Source organism: Spirosoma pollinicola, assembly GCF_002831565.1.
Taxonomy (GTDB): Bacteria; Bacteroidota; Bacteroidia; order Cytophagales; family Spirosomataceae; genus Spirosoma; species Spirosoma pollinicola.
Genome location: NZ_CP025096.1, coordinates 7,227,302 through 7,246,263, shown reverse-complemented (window position 1 = coordinate 7,246,263; position 18,962 = coordinate 7,227,302). Strand labels below are relative to the sequence as shown.

The window sequence follows — 18,962 nt, the reverse complement described above, 5'->3', positions numbered from 1 at the left end:
TCTGGGCTTAGATTACAACCCTATAAGGTTATAGAAACTTTATAGGGTTGTAAATAGATATCACTTTTTACCGGCGTCTACCTTTTGCTGGATTGGAATCGTCTTTACATCCCGTTCCCGTTCGGTTTGTTCAACGTACACAGCATAGTCTGCCGGTTCGATTTTTATGCCAAAGTGATTCGCATACGCCTGAGTGAACTCAGCCCCGAAATAAAGAATAGCGGCTGTGTAATAGATCCATGTCAGAATCACAATGAGCGACCCGGCGGCTCCATAGGCGGAACTGGTGCTGGTTGTTTCGATATACAGGCCAATCAGGTAGCGGCCAAGCATGAACAGCAGAGCCGTAAACAGAGCCCCCCAGCGAACATCTTTCCACGAAATTTTGGCGTCGGGCAGGACCTTGAAAATAACTGCGAAGAGCGTGGCAACTACGCCTGTGCTGATCATAAAATTAACGGCGCTGATTATATAGACGCCCAGGCCGGGTATGTAGCGCGTCAGGAAACCGCTCATCGCCAGCACTAACCCGTTAACAATCAGCGAAACGAGTAGTAAAAATCCTAAGCTGACGACTAGCGATGAAGACAGAAGCCGGTCTTTGATCAATTTCAGCCAGCCACGCTTGGGTTTGGCTTTTACGCGCCAGATCATATTGACAGAATCCTGAATCTCCACAAAGATGCTGGTTGCGCCAATGATCAGCGTAACGATGCCAATCGCCAGAGCCGAATTTGTTTTCCCCGACAAACTGACGCTCTTGATCATATCCTGTATCTGTTTGGCGGCTTCGTTTCCTACCAGCCCGTTGATCTGCGAAAATATTTCTCCCTGAATAGCATCCTGTCCCAGAAAAATACTCACCACAGAAATGATTAATACCAACAAAGGGGCCAGCGAAAAAACAGTATAATACGCTAAAGCGGCACTAAGCTTTAAACACCGATCATCCATAAAGCCACTAAAGGCGTCTTTGATAACAGTCCAGGTGTTAGTGAAAAATGATTTAGCAGTCATTTTGATTATAGTCGTTGAGTTATTGCGCTGTCTGGTTGCAGATCAAATGCAAAGAGGTTGTCGTGACAGGCACGTTGAATTAACAAGAATACGGGTGAGTTGTTACTCATTTACAGTTAAAGTCCGGATTAACCAGATCACGGACCGTTTACCTATTTTTTAAAACAACAACGATTTCATGGGGGTTGGGTAATCAGGTATAGACTTACTTCAAATCACTATGAACTCTGCTGTAGAAACGTATCCGCCCGACCAGCGACCGCCTTCGCTGCCCCCGATTCAGTCGGTCAAATTGACTGTCAATGGCAAAGAAACCGAACTGAAAATTGCTCCCTGGACCACGCTTCTCGATGCACTTCGGGAGTATATGGACTTGACCGGTACCAAAAAAGGGTGTGATCATGGACAATGCGGGGCCTGTACCGTATTGGTTAATGGCAAACGCATCAACTCCTGTTTAACACTAGCTGTGATGCAGGAAGATGCTCAAATTACAACTATTGAAGGTCTTGCTGATACTGTAAACGGTTCAGCAGGTGGATTACACCCCTTACAAAAAGCATTTATAGAACATGATGCTTTTCAATGTGGCTACTGTACGCCCGGCCAGATTTGTTCGGCAGTTGGGTTGATGAACGAAGGCAAAGTGAGAACTACCGCTGATATTCGTGAACTTATGAGTGGTAATATTTGCCGCTGTGGAGCCTACACAAACATTGTGGATGCCATTGAAGACGTCATGAACCTGAAAACCGCATGAACAGCTTCACTTACTCCCGAACCGATGCCGTAGATACCGCCGTGCGCGAACGGGCATCCGAACACACCGCCAAATTCATTGCGGGCGGCACTAACCTCATTGACCTGATGAAGGAAAATGTGGAGCATCCTACCCACCTGATCGACATAACCCGGCTTCCGCTGGCGACTATTTCTGAAAATGTAAATGGTGGTTTGCGCCTTGGAGCACTCGTAACAAATGCCGATACGGCTTATAATGAGCAGGTTATTGAACGATATCCATTATTGTCGCAAACAATTCTGGCGGGGGCGTCGCCCCAGTTGCGAAATATGGCGACCGACGGTGGCAACCTGTTGCAACGCACCCGCTGCTATTATTTCTACGATACCGCTACGCCTTGCAACAAACGGGAACCCGGCTCGGGCTGCTCGGCCATCAATGGCTACAACCGAATTCACGCTATTCTGGGGACAAGCGATCAGTGCATCGCTACACACCCGTCTGATATGTGTGTGGCGCTGGCGGCCCTCGAAGCGGAGGTACGCGTGAAAGGGCCAAATGGAGAACGGACGATACCGTTTGCCGAATTTCACCGGCTCCCCGGCGATACCCCCGAAATCGACAATACCCTTGAACCCGATGAACTTATTACGGCCATCGACCTGCCCGCCAAAGGCTTCCCGGACTATTTCGCCTATCTGAAACTCCGCGACCGGGCTTCCTATGCCTTCGCACTGGTGTCGGTGGCTGCCGCCCTTGAGATGGATGGGGATACCATAACCACGGCTCGAATTGCATTAGGTGGAGTAGCTCATAAACCCTGGCGCAAACCCGAAGCAGAAACCGCGTTGGTTGGTAAGCCGGCCACGAAAGAAAACTTCCAGGCAGCAGCCGACATATTATTGGCTGGCGCACAGGGATTTGGACATAATACTTTTAAAATCGAACTGGCTAAACGCGCTATTGTACGGGCGTTGGGACAAGCCGCTAAACTCGAACCAACCGAATGAGCGCACCACTAATAACCGGGTCAATCGGTAAACCAATTAACCGTGTCGACGGTGTCGATAAGGTAACAGGCAAAGCCAAATATGCCGCTGAGTTCAACGTGCCCGATTTAACGTATGGCGTCGTTGTATCCAGTGCTATTGCCAAGGGTAAAATCAAATCCTTCGACGCTAGTGATGCACTGGGTCTCGACGGTGTCTTGCAGGTATTTACGCACGAAAACCGGCCAAAACTTGCCTGGTTCGACATAAGCTATAAAGACCAGGATGCTCCACCGGGGGCACCGTTTCGGCCATTGCACAATGCCACCATCAAATACAGCGGTCAACCCATTGCGTTGGTCGTTGCCGAAACGTTTGAACTGGCACGCTATGCGGCCACGTTAATTCGGGTTGAGTATGAAGAAGCTACTCATGAAACTGACCTGGAAGCCAATCTGCACAAAGCCCGTAAACCCAAACATGGTGTCGCCGACCTGCTGAAACCACCACCGCCAAAACCGCGTGGCGACTTTGACAAGGTCTATAATGAAGACCCGAATAAAATGGCTGGGCGGTACGTTCATGCCGCCGAGCACCACAACCCGATGGAGTTGTTTGCCACAACGGTTTCATATGACAAAAGTGGCAAACTGACGATTTATGATAAAACGCAGGGCGTAACCAATAGTATTCTGTACGTTTCGCAGGTATTCAACATCCCTTTTAAAGACGTTCGGGTGCTCTCGCCTTACATGGGCGGTGGTTTTGGGTCGGGATTAAGGCCTCAATATCAATTGTTTATGGCGGTGATGGCGGCTCGTGAACTGAAACGATCGGTGCGGGTTTCGCTTACACGCCAGCAGATGTTCACCTTCGGGCATCGTCCGGCAACTGTGCAGAATGTCGCGCTGGGCGCACTGGCAGATGGCACAATGAATGCCCTCTATCATGACGCATATGGCGAAACGTCGCAGTTTGAAGATTATACCGAAGTGGTCGTTAACTGGGGCGGACAGCTTTATCCAACAGAAAACGTAAAGATGGACTATAAGCTGGTGCCGCTGGATGTATATAGTCCGCTCGATATGCGCGCACCGGGTGGGGTAACGGGCATGCATGCGCTGGAAGTAGCGATGGATGAACTAGCCTATGACCTCGGTATGGACCCACTTCAGCTTCGGTTGAAGAACTATACCGATATGGACCACAACGAAAAACGTCCTTATTCGAGTAAGGAGCTTCGGGAGTGTTTCCGGCAGGGTGCCGAACGCTTTGGCTGGAACAGTCGCAACCCGGAACCACGCTCCATGAAGAAAGATCATAATCTCATTGGTTGGGGGATGGCTACTGGAATATGGGATGCAAACCAGATGCCCGCACGCGCCGAAGCCGTTTTAATGGTGAATGGCAAACTGCGGGTGAGTAGCGCCACCGCCGATATCGGTACCGGCACCTACACGATTATGACGCAGATTGCCGCCGATACGCTCGGAATGCCCGTGAGCGATGTGCTCTTCAAACTAGGGGATTCAGATATGCCGATAGCGCCTATTTCGGGAGGCTCCTGGACGGCGGCCACTGTTGGTTCTGCTGTGAAGGCCGCTTGTGAAGAAGTGGGGAAATCGTTACTTAAGCTGGCAAAAAAGATGCCTGATTCGCCGTTTAAAGGGGTCAAATGGGAAGATGTAACGTTTGCCGACAAGCATCTGCGCTTAAAAAATGATCCGTTGGTGGCTATTTCGCTGCAAACGCTCGTTGACCAAAATGGGGGTAAAGCCATTCGGGAAATTACAGGCGCATTGCCAAATGCTTTCAAACAGAAGAATTACACCCGTAGTACGCACTCAGCCGTTTTTGTGGAGGTGATGGTCGATGAGGAGCTTGGCACAGTGAAAGTGAATCGCGTGGTGACGGCTGTTGCCTCCGGACGCATCATCAACCCCAAAACAGCCCGAAGTCAGATTCTGGGGGGGATGGTTTGGGGAATTAGCAAAGCCCTGGAAGAAGAAAGTGTAATGGATCATAATCTCGGACGATTCATGAACCACAGTCTGGCCGAATACCATGTAGCGGTTAATGCCGATATTCATGATCTTGATGTCATTTTTGTCGAAGAACACGATGATATCGTTAACCCATTGGGTGTGAAGGGATTGGGTGAAATTGGTATTGTGGGTTTGCCCGCTGCCATTGCCAATGCCGTTTTCCACGCAACGGGCCGTCGTGTTCGGGATTTGCCGATTACACTGGATAAATTGTTGTAATCTTTGTTTTGTCAAGGTGAGTAACGAAGAATCTTGAGGAATCTGTTTAAACGTTCATCAGTAGGTGATTTTTGTCATTCTGACGAAGGAAGAATCTTAACGTATCCATGTTTGGAAGTGGGGATACATTAAGATTCTTCCTTCGTCAGAATGACAAAAAATCAAGCCACCATTTTCCCGTCTAATACTGGCCGTTTGTCTTTGGTTTTATTCAGAATACTCAAACTACTCTGAAATTCGACCTGCACGCCCTCTTTACCATATCGGCAGGTAACGGTGTCATAGTGAGCGGTTTCGATGAACCGCCAAATCATAACAAACGTATTGGCATCCTGCCAGCTTCCGCTTCCGGCCACCTTTCGGACGGGCCCACCTGGCACTACCGTTGGCGTTAGAGACAGGGGAGCGACAGAAAATGTAGTCGTGCCCTCGCGCCAGCGACCAACACCGCATAACACCTGATGATCGCCCTGATCGTCTGTTAGTTTAAAAATGCATCCGTCTTTTCCGAAGGTCAGCGTGACCGCTTTAACATGTAATGAATTATCGGCAACGGTAAACGTTTTCTCACTGATCTGGCTCGCCACTGATGTCGACGTTTGCGAAACGGTTGGTGTCAACGTTAGTGTAGTCAGTTTTTGGGTTAGTGCCGCCTGTTTAATTTTATCGGAGGGTAGACCTGTTCCCTGAAGGGCGGGTAAAATATGGTCCCAAACCGCATTCAGAATGCCCTGCATATCACTTGTCTCGGAGGTAATCGCTACGACCGCATCCTCTTTAGGAAGCACAATACAATATTGTCCAAACGCACCGTCGCCCCGGAAGGCATCGTGCCGGCACCGCCAGAACTGGTAGCCGTACCCCTGAATCCAGTCATTTACGGTGGCATCGCCTTTGCCGCCTTTAGAGTCTACTTCCTTGCGGGTTGCATTGGCAATCCAGTTTTCAGCGAGTAACCGTTTGCCATTCCACATGCCTTTTTGTAGGTAAAGCTGCCCGAATTTGGCAATATCTTCGGTGCGTAGGCGAAGACCCCAGCCCCCTGTATTAATACCATTTGGGTCAACTTCCCAGTCTTCACCCTCAATACCCAGTGGCCCGAATAGGCGAGGTTTCAGGTACTCGACAACGGGCATACCCGTAAGTTTTTGCACAATGGCCGAGAGCATGTATGTAGCCCCACTGTTATAGACAAAAAATGTTCCCGGTTTATGGTCAACGGGTTGAGCCAGGAAAGCTTTGATCCAGTTGCTGTTCCCGCCTTCACGCAGCGCAGGCGTTGTGTCCTTGTCATGCCCTGTCGACATGGTGAGTAAATCCTTCACGCGCATGGCGGCCAGATTCTCACTGACGGTGGCGGGAAGGTCTTTCGGGAAAAACGAAACGACTTTGTCTTCAACAGTCAACCGTTTTTCGGCTACTGCCATACCCACCGCTGAGGAGGTAAAACTCTTGCTAAGCGAATAGAGCGTATGTTTAAGATTGGGTGCATAGGGTGCCCACCAGCCTTCGGCAACAACCTGCCCGTGTTTCATCACCATCACACTATGTACGTTCAGCTTTTTGGATTCAATGGTATTGACAAAATCCAATAGGCCTCCCGGCGCAACACCCTGTGCTTCGGGTAAACTGCGGGGTAATTTGCCTGATTTTGTGGGCAGTGCCCAGGCCGTTTCGGGTAGAGAAGTGGCAATGACCAGGCCAGCGGCACCGAAGCCAAGCTGCCTAAGGAAATCTCTGCGGTTGAGGTTCATTTATTGTAGGAAGGAGTTAAAGACAGAATGACAGTTTATGGTTTCAACGTGGTAAACGCAAAAGAGGATGCCCGAATAGAATTACTATTGCTAACGGCTTAAATAATGAGGTTGACTTATATTCGCAAGTCAATATATATTGGCTTATGCCCATCTTATCGTATTTATGACCAAACGCTCCTTTTTACTTTTTCGACTTGCCCGTTTAAGCTTGTCTATAAGCTGGCTTATACCGGTAGCAGTTTTCGGCCAGCCTAAACCGTCGGACTTGACTCCCTACGAACGGGATACGAATCAGACGGCTACATATTCGCAAATTATCAGTTGGTACCAACAGTTGGATCGGCAATATGAGCAGGCCAAACTGGTTGAGATTGGGAAAACCGATATTGGTAAGCCGTTGCATCTGTTTCTATTGGCGTCCGATAAACAGTTTACTGCCCGCCCGAATCGCATTACGTTATTAATTAACAACGGCATACATCCCGGTGAGCCCGAGGGAATTGATGCGTGCATGATGCTGGCGCGTGACCTGCTGAAAGCGAATAAATTACCCAAAAACGTTTTGATTGCCCTAGTGCCGGTTTATAATGTAGGGGGTTCCCTGAACCGGGGGGTGTCGCGGGTAAACCAGAACGGGCCGGAATCCTACGGGTTTCGGGGCAATGCGCGTAACCTGAACCTCAACCGCGATTTTATTAAGGCCGAAGCCGAAAATACGAAAGCGTTTCAGACCATGTTTCAATCGCTGAAACCGCAGGTTTTTATTGACAACCACACCAGCGATGGGGCTGATTACCAGCACGTACTGACCTATTTTGCTACACAGAAAGATAAACTTCAGCCTGTGGTGTCAGGCTATATGACCAGGAGTTTCCAGCCGGAGTTGGATAAGATGCTGACTGCTAAAGGATTTCCACCGGCTCCCTATATTAATCATGCGGGCGATACACCCGAAAGTGGTCTGATTGGCTATAATGATACCCCCCGCTATTCAACGGGATATGCCGCGCTGTTCAACTGTTTCGGCTTTACACTGGAAACGCATATGTGGAAGCCCTATCCCGCCCGGGTCAAGGCATCGTATGCCTTCGACGAAGCCGTTATGCGGTTGTGTGAGCGCGATGCCCAAACGATTTTAACGAACCAGCAACGGGCAAATGAAGCTGTTCGCCAGCAGGAAACCTTCACGTTAAGTACGAAACTTGACCGGACCAAAACGGATTCGGTCACCTTTCTGGGATACGCTGCGGGGTATAAACCGAGCGACGTTTCGGGGCTTAAACGGCTGTATTACGATCGCGCAAAGCCGTTTACCAAACGCGTGCCCTACTGGAACACCTTCTCGATTGACATGCAGGTCGATAAGCCACGTAGTTATATTATTCCGCAAGCCTGGCAGGAGGTGATTGGCGAACTGAAACGGAATGGTGTGACGCTGCAAACGTTACCGAAAGATACTTTAATGGGGGTGTCGGCTTATTACATTACCGAGTATAAAAGTGCACAACGACCCTACGAGGGGCACTTCATCCATACGGGCGTAAAGGTAAAAACAGAGCCGCAGCGTATTCAATTTTACAAAGGTGATTTCCTGATTCAGACAAATCAGGCAGTCAATCGGTACATTGTCGAGACACTGGAGCCGCAGGGTGTTGACTCCTTTTTCGCCTGGAATTTCTTCGATAGCGTTCTCGACCAGAAAGAATATTTTTCCGACTACATCTTTGAAGATACAGCCGCCGAATTGGTGAAAAACAACCCGGCTTTAAAAAAGCAACTGGAAGAAAAACGGGCTACTGATAAAGCCTTTGCCGAAAATGCAGATGCCCAACTCGATTTCATTTACCGACAAACGCCTTATTACGAGAAAACGCACAATCGCTATCCCGTTTACCGACTCAACTAACACCGACTTCATTGAGTTAAAACGACCGAATTAACCCCGAAAGCGGTAATTTGGTCGTTGAAAACACTTTATCACCGTATGCGTGCGTGATAATCAACCAAAGGACAAGCGTGCGCCATTACGAAAACAGTAACACTATTTCTAAATCATGCAGGCAACCCCTATCGCTGGCCAGTCTAAAGCCGCTTTTACCGAAAATAAATACCTGATTACCCTCATCTTTGTTACCTCTCTGTTCATGTTTTGGGGTGTCGCCATCACTATGGGCGATGTATTGAACAAGCACTTTCAACACGTATTGAGCCTCACCAAGACCCAATCGGCCTTTGTTCAGTTTGCTATTTTTGGCGCCTATTTTGTCATGGGTATCCCGGCAGGTTTGTTCATGAAGCGGTTTGGGTATAAAAACGGCGTATTACTGGGTCTTTCGCTTTTTGCTATTGGCTCGTTTTTATTTGTTCCAGCCGCAGCGGCTGCATCGTTTACTTTTTTCGGAATCGCTCTATTCATATTAGGCTGTGGAATTTCGACACTCGAAACGGTTGCTCACCCATTTGTAGCTGCCCTTGGCGACCAGCGTACCAGCGATCAACGGATCAATTTTGCACAAGCGTTCAATGCGTTAGGCGCTATTATCGGACCTGCTGTTGGGTCTTATTTTCTGTTGCGGAATAACAGCGAGGGGAGTACCGATTTGACCTCAGTGAAGACCTTATACATTGTTATCGGCAGTGTCATAGCGACGATTGCTATCCTGTTCTCATTCGTAAAAGTACCTGTCTTAACAGACCCACACGTGGTTGTAGCCGATCCCGATGCGGCAAACGTTGACGTAGAGCCGGGTAAAACCCTGTTTCAGCATAAGCATTTTGTCTGGGCTGTCATCGCTCAGTTTTTCAATGTGGCCGCTCAGGCGGGGACCTGGGCATTCTTTATCAATTTTGGTCACGAGAAAATGGGCTTCTCCGATGCTACGGCGGGCAATTATATGGTGCTGTTTATGGGCCTGATGCTGGCCGGGCGTTTTGTGGGTACATTCCTGATGCGCGTGATTGCTCCCCATTCGTTGCTGGCTATTTTTGCTGTCTGTAATATTGTGATGTGTCTCATCATTGCGCAAAGTTTTGGCTGGCCTTCTTTCATTGCATTGCTGATGCTCAATTTCTTTTTCAGTATCATGTTCCCAACAATTTTTAGTCTGGGACTGAAAAATCTCGGCTCACACACACAGCAAGCGTCTTCGTTTATTTCGATGGGCGTAGTGGGTGGAGCTATCTTTCCATTTTTAATGGGTATGGTTGCCGAAAAGGATATTGCGTCAGCGTATTATCTGCCTATCATTTGCTATTCGGTTATCTTCCTCTTCGGCGCAAAGTTTTATAAAGTGAAGTAGCTAATCGTTAGTGTGTATGATGGATGGCGCAAGGCTCTGGCCTTGTGTCTCGTATTCTCCGGCCTCTGGCCGGTATATCAAGTAATCATAACTTACCGGCCAGAGGCCGGGGAATACCAGACACAAGGCCAGAGCCTTGCGCCATCGAGTGTTTACAAAAAAGAGGATTAACCACAGAGGCACAAAGGCCACAGAGAACTTTCTTCTCTGTGGCCTTTGTGCCTCTGTGGTTAATCCTCTTTTTTGTAAACACTCGATGCGGGCTACGTTGGCTAGAGCCTGACGCTATGCATCATCCATACCTAATTAATGGATCAGTTGATTCACGCTCCAGTGCTCTACGATAAGGCCCTGCCTTAGCCGAAAAATGTCATAAAACATCGTTGCCTTTTGCGCAACTGTCCCCTCGAACTGAATCACGACAAAATCACCTTCAGCTATGATTCTGTGAACAACAGAGCGGGAAATAGCGCTGGCATTCTGGCTTAAAAAAGCCTGTAAGCCGTTGATCCCATTGGCAATTTCGGGCTGATGCTGGACAAGGTCAGTCGCAACAAATTGAGGCAATGCGTCAAGTTGTCGACCTATAAAAATCTGCTGAAAAAACTCGATTGTAATTTTCTTATTGGTAACGGTCAAGTCAGCATCTACAATTGGCAGCGGGCCATCCATCATCGCATGGCCGTTTAAGCTGGTTTCGGGCTGATCCTGAACGGCGTCCCAATGCTCGGCCACTTTCCCATTGTCAAACCGAAACAAATCCACTACTACTTTTTGCCTGCCTTCCCAATCAAAACTTAGATTGGTCACAACAAAATCGCTTTCGGCAATAAGCCGAAAGTAAGGTGTTGAAGCAGAGGCCGGTTTTGGCATCTGTTTCATAAATGTAAGCGCTTCAATGATACCTGCTTTGCCGGGTTTCATCGCGTTGCTGTGTTGAATGTAGTCGTCAGCAATGAGTTGTTCGGCAAAGGCAATATCGCCTTGATTGACCGCCCGCCGATAGAAATCCCGTATGAGTGATTTATTGTGTGTTTCTAATTGCATGATATTTGTTTGTTTGGATGTCTGGTTGGACATCCTTTGGGAGCATGACAATGTCAGGGTGCTTCCTATGCATAGGAGACCCATGATGAAATCATGAAATTTCATAAGAAAGAAAATTGACTATTGGAGAAATTGGCCTGAGTCCGTTATGATTTAGACGTGGACTTGCTGCTGCGCAAATATGGGCAGTACAGCAAAAAGCGTCCTGCCTGATGTGGCGGGAGGCTTCGGACTAGGTTAGCGGTATGTGATTAGGCGATTCGTAGCGTAAAGGTAGCCGTTTCTTTAGAAGTTCGATTTGGACTTGCTACAAAATACTGGACAAAAACTTAAGCAACATGTTGAATTTGCCTTTTACTGTATTAACGGGGGTGAAAGGTAGCCATGCGCCGAATGCCTCCGTTGACGCAGGGTGGCCTATGCCATTATACCACACTTCAATGTATTCAAACAGAGCCTGTTTAGTCATTTCGACCGTGGTAAAGTTCTGTTGGTAAACCAGTTCATTTTTCAACGTTTTGAAAAAACTTTCCGCGACCGCATTGTCCCATCGGACCGATTTTTATCCCCGTTGTTGCTTGAATCATTGAAATCGATCCGATCTAATTCAGCCAGTTTTAGTTCTTTTTTTTAGCCGTTGGATCTCCTGTTTGTCTTGACTCAGTTGGGCTTTCCCACTAGTATTGGTGCCTGGGGAGGTTACTTGTTCGCGTCGCCACCGGGTAAGAATTTGGGCCTAATTCCTAATTCAATAGCAGTCTTTTTTAAGGAGCCTTTAATTACTGATAGCTCGACTGCAATTTTTTTGAACTCCTGCAGGGACGCATGTGCAGTCGTACTGTCTTTTACTTTTCATGATACACTAAGTTAAATCGCGCTTAACTTAATGTCCAGTTAAATGAAGTAAGTCCAATCAGGCAACCGTACCAACTGAGTGCTTCAGCCTTTTCGACTCTGTTTACCGCTATAATCTGGTATCAACAAACCAAGTGTTCTTAGGCTTTTCAATTGTTCGTCTAAATTTTTTCTAATCGAGACGATAAATCTCTTTTATGTTTTCTAGCAGTTTTATGAAGTTGATTTTGAGGTCGATCAATTTTCCGGAATGGACATCAAAAACCCAACCGTGAACAGTAAGATTCCGGTCCCGGCGGGCTTTTTGCACCTCTGCCGTTTTAAGAACATTGATGCATTGTTCTTCTACATTAAGCTCTACTAATCTTTTATAGCGTAATTCCTGGTCTTCAATATTATTTAATTCATCTTTATGCATTCGGTATACATCCCGAATATTTCTCAACCACGGATTCAATATGCCCAAATCTTCTGATTTCATGGCCGCCTGAACACCACCACAAAAATAATGACCACAAACTACGATGTGATTCACTTTAAGCTGTAAGACAGCGTAGTTAATCACGGACATAACACTGAGATCAGTATTGGGCACCATATTCGCGATATTTCTAAGCACAAACACTTCGCCTGGTGATACGCCCATCAGTTCTTCGGCTGTAACACGGCTATCTGAACATCCTATATAGAGAATATCTGGCGTTTGCCCTTTAGAGAGCTCACTGAAGTAATTAGGTTCCACACTGAGCTTCTTTTGAACCCAATCTTGATTGTTCTTGAAAATTCCGTTAATATCCATCGTCCTTGTTTCAAATTAACTTCTGATTTATCCTAGCACTCTCCTATGAACTGACCAATGCGCTTTCTGTTTAATCAGGGCAAAGGTAATATCGTTCACGAATGCTGACCCTATTACTAGCTAAAGAGTACTCAATGGTTATAAACCAAGGTAGTCAAATACTTCGCTTGCAGATGTAATGACTAAGCAAAAAGAGAATGGGCACAACCTAAATAACCATCTTTTAATATTTACTGAATGTTCATTCCCAAGAGTATAATCCCAAAATCAGCTAGATTGGATTACTATGTATCTTCATAAAGGATAAAGGGCCAACAATTGCCAAGCAGACAAGTGAGCCAACCCCAAATTCTGTTACAGTAGCTGGAAGTTCAGCAGACCAAATATGCAGTAAGGAATGTTATGAACAAAGATTCCACCAGCTTCCAGCGAGAGAGCCACTGTCCCACCAAATTTAACAGCCTGATGCTAATCTATAGCTCTCTTACTAACTTCTGGCTCAGCTTGTAGAAAATCCCCTTAGTACTCGACCGGTTTATTAACCTAGAGCCTGCATCATTTATGCGCACCAGCAACTCCACCAAGCCATACACACCAACCGTTGCTAGCAAGTCAACCACTGCTGTTGCTTTATTAGATAGGGTTTTTGAGCTACCGTCTTCAGGGCAATGATGACAATTTCCACCGAAAGGATAAAATCAGTCGAAATAGCGGAGCTTATTTTAGCTTTTTCAGCGTCTACCGCTGGCTTCTTATGACGAAGCGCATAGCTTACTGGCCGGTTTGTTTTTTTCGCTTTACGAAGTAATCAAGTGTTTTCTCGCGCCCTGATAGGCCAGAGAACAATCCCCTACCAGCAAAATTGTTGTAACAGCAATGGATAGAAACGCATTCAGCAGGTGGGCTATCGAAACAATGAACGGTTGTTGAGCAGTGAGCCCTTCGTAATTGACCATAGATCGGCAATTCTCGTTCTGCTAGGAACCCCGTGTCCTTTTCGGTGTTCACGGCTAGGTCATCCCTAATATAGCAGCCGTTTTGCGGGTAGCTACTTTGTTAACGGTGGCCACATCATCCAATAAGAGGGCGATATCATCTAGAAGTGTAAAAAAAAAGAAGCCATTATTATTGGGTTTGATTAGCCTAACCTTTTTTTTCTGCGCAACTCGATGGTACCTGCTGTAAAGGGGCGGATCTGATAAGTTTGAGTTGGTCAGGTTTTTATTTTAACTGAATCGATTGACAGAGGATTAGGGCTATTACAAAAACAGGCCCGACATCTTGGAGCTGTTACCAATACCAGACAACTACGTAAGCATCAATAGCCTACAAATGAATTTAGTTAACCTGATAACGAACGACTTTGGCTGTGACGCTCAAAAAGTACTTGAATGTGATGACGTAGCGTATCCACTTAATTAAGCAGACCTACTTGCGACAACTCATAGGGAATCGTTTTCCAAATACGCTCAATGGGTTTCAGATTCGGCGAATAAGGCGGCAAAGCCACCAAATAAATGCCCACTTGCCAGGCTAAGGCCTGAACCGACTTGTCCAGATGGGAGCAGACATTGTCCTAAATCAACACAATGCGCTGGGCCGTCGGATTAGACGCGCATACTGATCATAGGAGGGTTTGGATGGTAAGGGCTTTCCCATTGGCCATAAATTCGACTAGGTTTTGGCCTTGCAAGACATAAAAACCAAAAGTTGACTGACTCAGGCGGGTGGTGTTGAGCGGGCGAAGCTTCTCTTTAAAGAGGCTCCAGTGCCTGGTACGATTGTGATGACGCTGGGGGCAAAGCCGATGGCAAAGTTTGTCAGTGATTCTTGCCGCAAGGACAATGCGTCTAGGGTGCCCTGTAGGGTGGTGCTCAACTGTTTTTCGGCGGAAGGGGATTGGCGATATTCGCGGGGTTGGGGTTTGTAGTTGTACAGATTCATCCGTTTCAGAAGCTGATAAAGGCCACTTGTGGAGTTGTGATGTCCCAAGTGGTGGGATTAAGAGCCTCGATCTTGTCAAGTGTCCAAAAGTCTTGCTTGGCCAGCACTTGCGGAGTTGTTCTAGTTAGCTAATGGTGAGTCGATAAGTGGCTCCCCCATGCTGTCCCGGCTGTTTGGTTAGGCCAGCCTCTTTTTTTTATTCCAGTTGGCCAGCCACTCGTATAAGGTAGGCTGACTGACCCCGGTTAGTGTAGCAACTTCTTTAACCGAGTGGCCTTGTTGAATGAGCTTGAGGGAAAGGGCTTTAAAATCGTCGCTATAGACGAGCCGATTATTGATGAAAGCCTGTGGTCGAGCGGGTTCATCTACCTGTGCTATAAAGTTGTACTTTTTATGTGTCTAATTTAGCCAAGTCCGGTCAATCTCTATAATTACAAGATTTTAATGACTCTCTACTCTAATTAGTACTCCCGCGTGGATTTGGTGCTTCTGGCCATTGTGCCGCATATTCTTTGGACGCTTTGGGTGCGGGTTATAGCCGATTATCGGACCCTTACGCTCCCTTATTTGTGGGTGTTGTTGGCACTTGGCCTTCGCATCATTAACTCAGGTGGTTAGTTTATGAAGCTCAATACCTGAGAAAAGACCGGGTAGCAGGCATAGCAAAGGTGAAGGCGTTTTAGTGTACTGGGGCCTGGACGAAGCTGGCTAACTGATCTATACCGTCGTAAACAATGCGGCCGAGCGCGAGTCAGGCTATGTACTGGAGAAGGTGCTGCACAATCGGGTGATCCAATGCGATACCCATGCCACGGCACCGGTCGCCAGGCGATATGCCCGGGTTTTTCGAAAATCAATTTTGCGATGATGGAACATTTCGTAAGAATGTGGGTATCTCAAAAAAATGGTACGGTAATCAACTGGTTCATTGTAGAACAAAAGTGACCCCAATGGAAAGCCGAAAATTGTTTGCCAGATAAGCAAAGGGTCGAATACAGGGTTCTGATGTTGACTGGACTTAAGCAATGGCTGGCCGGTTGAAGCGTAGTTTGACCAACGTCCCATTCTGGTTTTCGTAGGTCAGTATACCATCGAGCTGGCGGGTAAGCAGTTCCACCAACTGGGTGCCGAAGCCAGTTTCATTGACGGCTTCCACAGGCTGTTTACCGATACCATTGTCGGCTACCATTAACAGCAACGAATCGTCGCCCCTCCGCGTCAGGCTGATGCGAATGGTGCCGTTGTCCCTGCCGATAAAGGCATATTTAAGCGAGTTCGTTATTAACTCATTCGTTATCAGTCCTATGGAAACCGCTGTGTCAATGTCCAGTACGAGCTCGGGCATCGAACAATGGATGGTGACGCGACTGGCTGCATCGAACGAATCGAGAATGCTTTCGCTGAGGTTAAGAAAATAATCGCGCATCTCAATCGCCCCTAACTGCTTGCCCTGGTACAGTTTCTGGTGAATGATGCCCATACTCTGCACCCGGTTTTGACTGGCCTGTATGGCTTCCTGTACGTTGGGGTCAGTAACTTTTGCCGATTGCAAGGCCAGCAAGCTTGACACCACTTCCAGGTTATTCTTGACCCGGTGATGAATCTCTTTCAGCAGGAGTTCGTTCTGGGCGTTTTTCTGCGCAATCTCGTCGCGCTGTTGTTTAATGACGACGGCTTCCTGTAGGGCCAGTTCGCGGGCTTGCTCACGCAGACGGACCTTCAATAAGTACCAGAAGCCGAGTAGCAGCAGTAGCGCATAAGCCGCATAGGCCCAGAGGGTTTGCCACCAGGGCGGGCTGATGTGTATGCGGAGGGGCGCTAGATTTGTCCAAATTCCGTCGCTATTACGGGCTTTCAGGTGGAATAGGTACGTTCCCGGCTTCATCTGGGCAAAATCAACGGTATTTTTCAGGCCGATGTTTACCCATTGTGGCTTGTCATTCGGTCCGATCAGGGAATAGGCATAGGCTCGACTGCTGGTGTTGCGGTAATCCAGCAGCGCAAATTTCAGTTCTACCGTGTTTTCCCGATGCGATAATGTCAGCTCATTGGCTCGCCAGCGATCCGGGGGCATGGGCCGCATGGTTTGTGTGCCGTCGGTGTCGAAGCAGGAAACACCCACCAACCGCAGCGGTGAGGAGGCTTTAGGGATGCTGTGGATGGTATCGTTTGGCCCAAACCGCCGTAAGTTGTTCTGGCAACCGAAATAAATCTCGCCGGTAGTAGCCAGTGCTGTAATGGGCGTAGAATAAACCGAGTTGCCTACAAACTGCGGAAACGTGGTTACGCGCTCCGTAATGGGGTCGATACAGGAGACCACCTGGTTCTGGTTGAACCATATTTTGCCGGTTTTGTCGAGGGTAGCGTGGGCAAAATAATCATCCGTAAACCCGTTGGCGATGCCATATTTTTTGAATCGCCCCGTTTTGACCGACAGCTTCTGTAGGGGCGCTGCATACCCACTTGTTATCCATACATCACCCTGCTTATCAATCAGGGGCGCAAAGGTGTAGTTGCTGGCCAGTCCGTAGGGGTCGCCTTGCCGGAGTACAAACCGCTGAACTTGCCGGGTTCGTTTATTTACCCGACTAAGGCCGTGAGCGGCTCCGCACACCCATACCGTGTTCTGCGCATCGACCGCAATTTTCTGGAGCGTGTTTGAGAGTAAACTATTGGCGTTGGTAGGGTCATTTTTCCACTGTTCATAGTTACTCACCAGCCCCGTCTCGACCGATAAGCTGCCTTTTGGAATACGGAAAAGTCCTTTCCCCCAGGTTGAAATCCAGAGGTCGCCATCCCCGTCAATAACCGAAGCGATGGCATTCGGGATCGTCTTACTCCCGGCCTTATCTAAACGGACGGGTGTGAGACGACCCGTCTTTTTGTTGTAAACGAACAGGCCAGCCTCCGCACCAACCAGCAGATATGGATCGTGGCTGGTCCCGTTCGCACCTGGAAGCGGGCTGGTGAAATAGGTGAGGGGTTGTTTCAAGACAACCTTCATTTCATTCCGGACCGGATTATAGCGAATCAGGCCCAGATCGGTACTGATCCAAAGGAAGCCTTCCGAGTCGGGCATGAGGGATTCCGTGACGGGTCGGGCCAATCCAGGCCGGGCCACGCCAGGCCGGGTCGGTACCGCACCGGCGGAGTTGCTCAATTTAGGCAGTGGAATGTTGGGGTGGCGTTCCTGACGGGGGTCGAAAAAAAGTGGATTTTTGTCGCTAGCCCTTTCCAGCCAGATTAACCCCTGTCTATCTTCGTAGAGGGTTACAAATTCCTTGAGTTGTTCCCCATCGCTGATGGCTATGGGTATGCATTGCTCCACGACGGTTCGGTCGGCTGAAATACGGAAGATGTCGTTATCGCAACAAAGCCAAAGCCGCCCTGCCCGATCTTCCAGAATCACGTTTGGAAACTGAATGGATTTGCCATCGGCCGTTCGCTTATCGAACCAATTGATTTGCCCTGTTTTGGGGTTAAAAACCCGCAGCCCGGTTTGGCCCGGAACACCCATCCAGATCAGGCCCCGACGATCTTTGCATAGGCCGTTCGTCACATTGAGACCATCAGTAGCGTTGATGACGGGCACACCTGCTTTAGTTACAGTCGGAAAGCACCGCCAACGGTTACTGGTTTGATCAAACTGCTCGAACCCAGCCGTTGTGCAAACGTAAACATAGCCCGGCCTGACTTGGCCCGTCGGTTCAACCAGAATAGGAGACAGCGGATTGCCCTGCAACTGCCCTAACTCGCCTGGTTTGGGCAAAAAACGGATAGTACAGCCCGTTTTGGGGTCGAACAGATTCATGCCATAATCGCTCCCAATCCAGAGATAACCGGATTTATCGCGTTGAAGAAATCGGAGCTTATCCGACGATAAACTGGTTTTGTTGGTAGGCTGGTACTGAAAATGGGTCACGTTGCCCGTTTGCTGATTGTAGGCATTAAGGCCCCCGTCGCGGGTGGTTATCCAGAACGTGCCTCGCTCGTCCTGAATCATATCCGCCACACGCGCCGAGGAGAGGGAGTTCAAATCTGCCGGATTGGAGCGCACCGTTACGATCTCATGGCCGTCGTACCTGCTCAGGCCACTGCCGCCGACGAACCAAAGAAAATCGTCGCGGTCGGTAAAGAACTGGTTGATGGTTAATTGATTCCGGTTGCGGCCCAGCGTCTCTTTGGGGGGTTCGTCGAAGTAAAGCACCGTGGATTGTGCCTGCCCGGCAGACGCGGACAAGCACAATAG

At 48.3% G+C, this 18,962-nt stretch carries 15 protein-coding genes and 2 pseudogenes; 6 read left to right on the top strand and 11 right to left on the bottom strand.

The genetic code is table 11. The features are described from left to right. Positions 1 to 60: 60 nt before the first annotated feature. Positions 61 to 1,017: a YihY/virulence factor BrkB family protein gene (locus tag CWM47_RS30480; RefSeq protein ID WP_100992344.1), complete on the bottom strand. Its 957-nt coding sequence runs from the start codon at positions 1,015 to 1,017 to the stop codon at positions 61 to 63. Between the two features lie 220 nt (positions 1,018 to 1,237). Between CWM47_RS30480 and CWM47_RS30475 the strand changes: the two genes are divergently transcribed. From CWM47_RS30475 to CWM47_RS30465, 3 genes are read left to right on the top strand one after another with little or no spacing between them, the layout of a single operon-like run. Further along, positions 1,238 to 1,777: a (2Fe-2S)-binding protein gene (locus CWM47_RS30475; protein WP_100992343.1), complete on the top strand. Its 540-nt coding sequence runs from the start codon at positions 1,238 to 1,240 to the stop codon at positions 1,775 to 1,777. Beyond that, entirely contained in the window at positions 1,774 to 2,769 is a 996-nt protein-coding gene (locus CWM47_RS30470; RefSeq protein WP_100992342.1) for an FAD binding domain-containing protein, read from the top strand. The genes CWM47_RS30475 and CWM47_RS30470 overlap by 4 nt, the downstream gene beginning before the upstream one ends. Further along, the gene (locus tag CWM47_RS30465; RefSeq protein ID WP_100992341.1) at positions 2,766 to 5,012 is read left to right on the top strand and encodes a xanthine dehydrogenase family protein molybdopterin-binding subunit; all 2,247 of its coding nucleotides are present in this window, start codon (positions 2,766 to 2,768) and stop codon (positions 5,010 to 5,012) included. The genes CWM47_RS30470 and CWM47_RS30465 overlap by 4 nt, the downstream gene beginning before the upstream one ends. Before the next feature lie 161 nt (positions 5,013 to 5,173). Here the strand turns inward: CWM47_RS30465 and CWM47_RS30460 are convergent, their stop codons facing one another. Beyond that, positions 5,174 to 6,766 carry a serine hydrolase domain-containing protein gene (locus CWM47_RS30460; protein WP_100992340.1) on the bottom strand — a complete coding sequence of 531 codons (1,593 nt, stop codon included), beginning with the start codon at positions 6,764 to 6,766 and terminating at the stop codon, positions 5,174 to 5,176. A gap of 166 nt (positions 6,767 to 6,932) precedes the next feature. On the opposite strand from CWM47_RS30460, the gene CWM47_RS30455 reads away from it, so the two are divergent. Together CWM47_RS30455 and fucP are read left to right on the top strand one after the other, a co-directional pair. Continuing rightward, on the top strand, positions 6,933 to 8,675 hold the full coding sequence (locus CWM47_RS30455) for a M14 family metallopeptidase (RefSeq protein ID WP_100992339.1): 1,743 nt from the start codon (positions 6,933 to 6,935) through the stop codon (positions 8,673 to 8,675). Between the two features lie 148 nt (positions 8,676 to 8,823). Beyond that, complete coding sequence (gene fucP / locus CWM47_RS30450) at positions 8,824 to 10,068, top strand: L-fucose:H+ symporter permease (RefSeq protein WP_100992338.1); 1,245 nt, start codon at positions 8,824 to 8,826, stop codon at positions 10,066 to 10,068. A gap of 306 nt (positions 10,069 to 10,374) precedes the next feature. On the opposite strand, the gene CWM47_RS30445 is transcribed toward fucP, so the two are convergent. The 8 genes and pseudogenes from CWM47_RS30445 to CWM47_RS40405 all read right to left on the bottom strand — a co-directional run bounded on the left by CWM47_RS30445 (position 10,375) and on the right by CWM47_RS40405 (position 15,052). After that, complete coding sequence (locus tag CWM47_RS30445) at positions 10,375 to 11,115, bottom strand: nuclear transport factor 2 family protein (RefSeq protein ID WP_100994130.1); 741 nt, start codon at positions 11,113 to 11,115, stop codon at positions 10,375 to 10,377. Between the two features lie 354 nt (positions 11,116 to 11,469). Further along, positions 11,470 to 11,665 (bottom strand): annotated as a pseudogene (locus CWM47_RS30440) (IS3 family transposase); the annotation flags it as partial. Positions 11,666 to 12,142: 477 nt separating this feature from the next. Continuing rightward, positions 12,143 to 12,769, bottom strand: a complete 627-nt coding sequence (locus CWM47_RS30435; protein ID WP_100992336.1) for a carbonic anhydrase — start codon at positions 12,767 to 12,769, stop codon at positions 12,143 to 12,145. A 604-nt stretch (positions 12,770 to 13,373) separates the two neighbouring features. Further along, positions 13,374 to 13,478, bottom strand: coding sequence for a hypothetical protein (locus tag CWM47_RS40415; protein WP_394342029.1), 105 nt, complete (start codon positions 13,476 to 13,478; stop codon positions 13,374 to 13,376). A gap of 88 nt (positions 13,479 to 13,566) precedes the next feature. After that, positions 13,567 to 13,725: a hypothetical protein gene (locus tag CWM47_RS38975; protein ID WP_206170556.1), complete on the bottom strand. Its 159-nt coding sequence runs from the start codon at positions 13,723 to 13,725 to the stop codon at positions 13,567 to 13,569. 458 nt (positions 13,726 to 14,183) lie between these two features. After that, positions 14,184 to 14,333 (bottom strand): annotated as a pseudogene (locus tag CWM47_RS40410) (transposase); the annotation flags it as partial. A gap of 155 nt (positions 14,334 to 14,488) precedes the next feature. Continuing rightward, positions 14,489 to 14,713, bottom strand: coding sequence for a hypothetical protein (locus CWM47_RS38380; RefSeq protein WP_157816093.1), 225 nt, complete (start codon positions 14,711 to 14,713; stop codon positions 14,489 to 14,491). Between the two features lie 177 nt (positions 14,714 to 14,890). After that, positions 14,891 to 15,052 carry a helix-turn-helix domain-containing protein gene (locus tag CWM47_RS40405; protein ID WP_394342028.1) on the bottom strand — a complete coding sequence of 54 codons (162 nt, stop codon included), beginning with the start codon at positions 15,050 to 15,052 and terminating at the stop codon, positions 14,891 to 14,893. A gap of 135 nt (positions 15,053 to 15,187) precedes the next feature. Here CWM47_RS40405 and CWM47_RS38375 point away from each other — a divergent pair, with 135 nt between their 5' ends. Next, on the top strand, positions 15,188 to 15,331 hold the full coding sequence (locus CWM47_RS38375; protein WP_157816092.1) for a hypothetical protein: 144 nt from the start codon (positions 15,188 to 15,190) through the stop codon (positions 15,329 to 15,331). Between the two features lie 400 nt (positions 15,332 to 15,731). Here the strand turns inward: CWM47_RS38375 and CWM47_RS30420 are convergent, their stop codons facing one another. Beyond that, the gene (locus CWM47_RS30420; RefSeq protein WP_394341957.1) at positions 15,732 to 18,953 is read right to left on the bottom strand and encodes a histidine kinase dimerization/phosphoacceptor domain -containing protein; all 3,222 of its coding nucleotides are present in this window, start codon (positions 18,951 to 18,953) and stop codon (positions 15,732 to 15,734) included. Positions 18,954 to 18,962 lie beyond the last annotated feature (9 nt).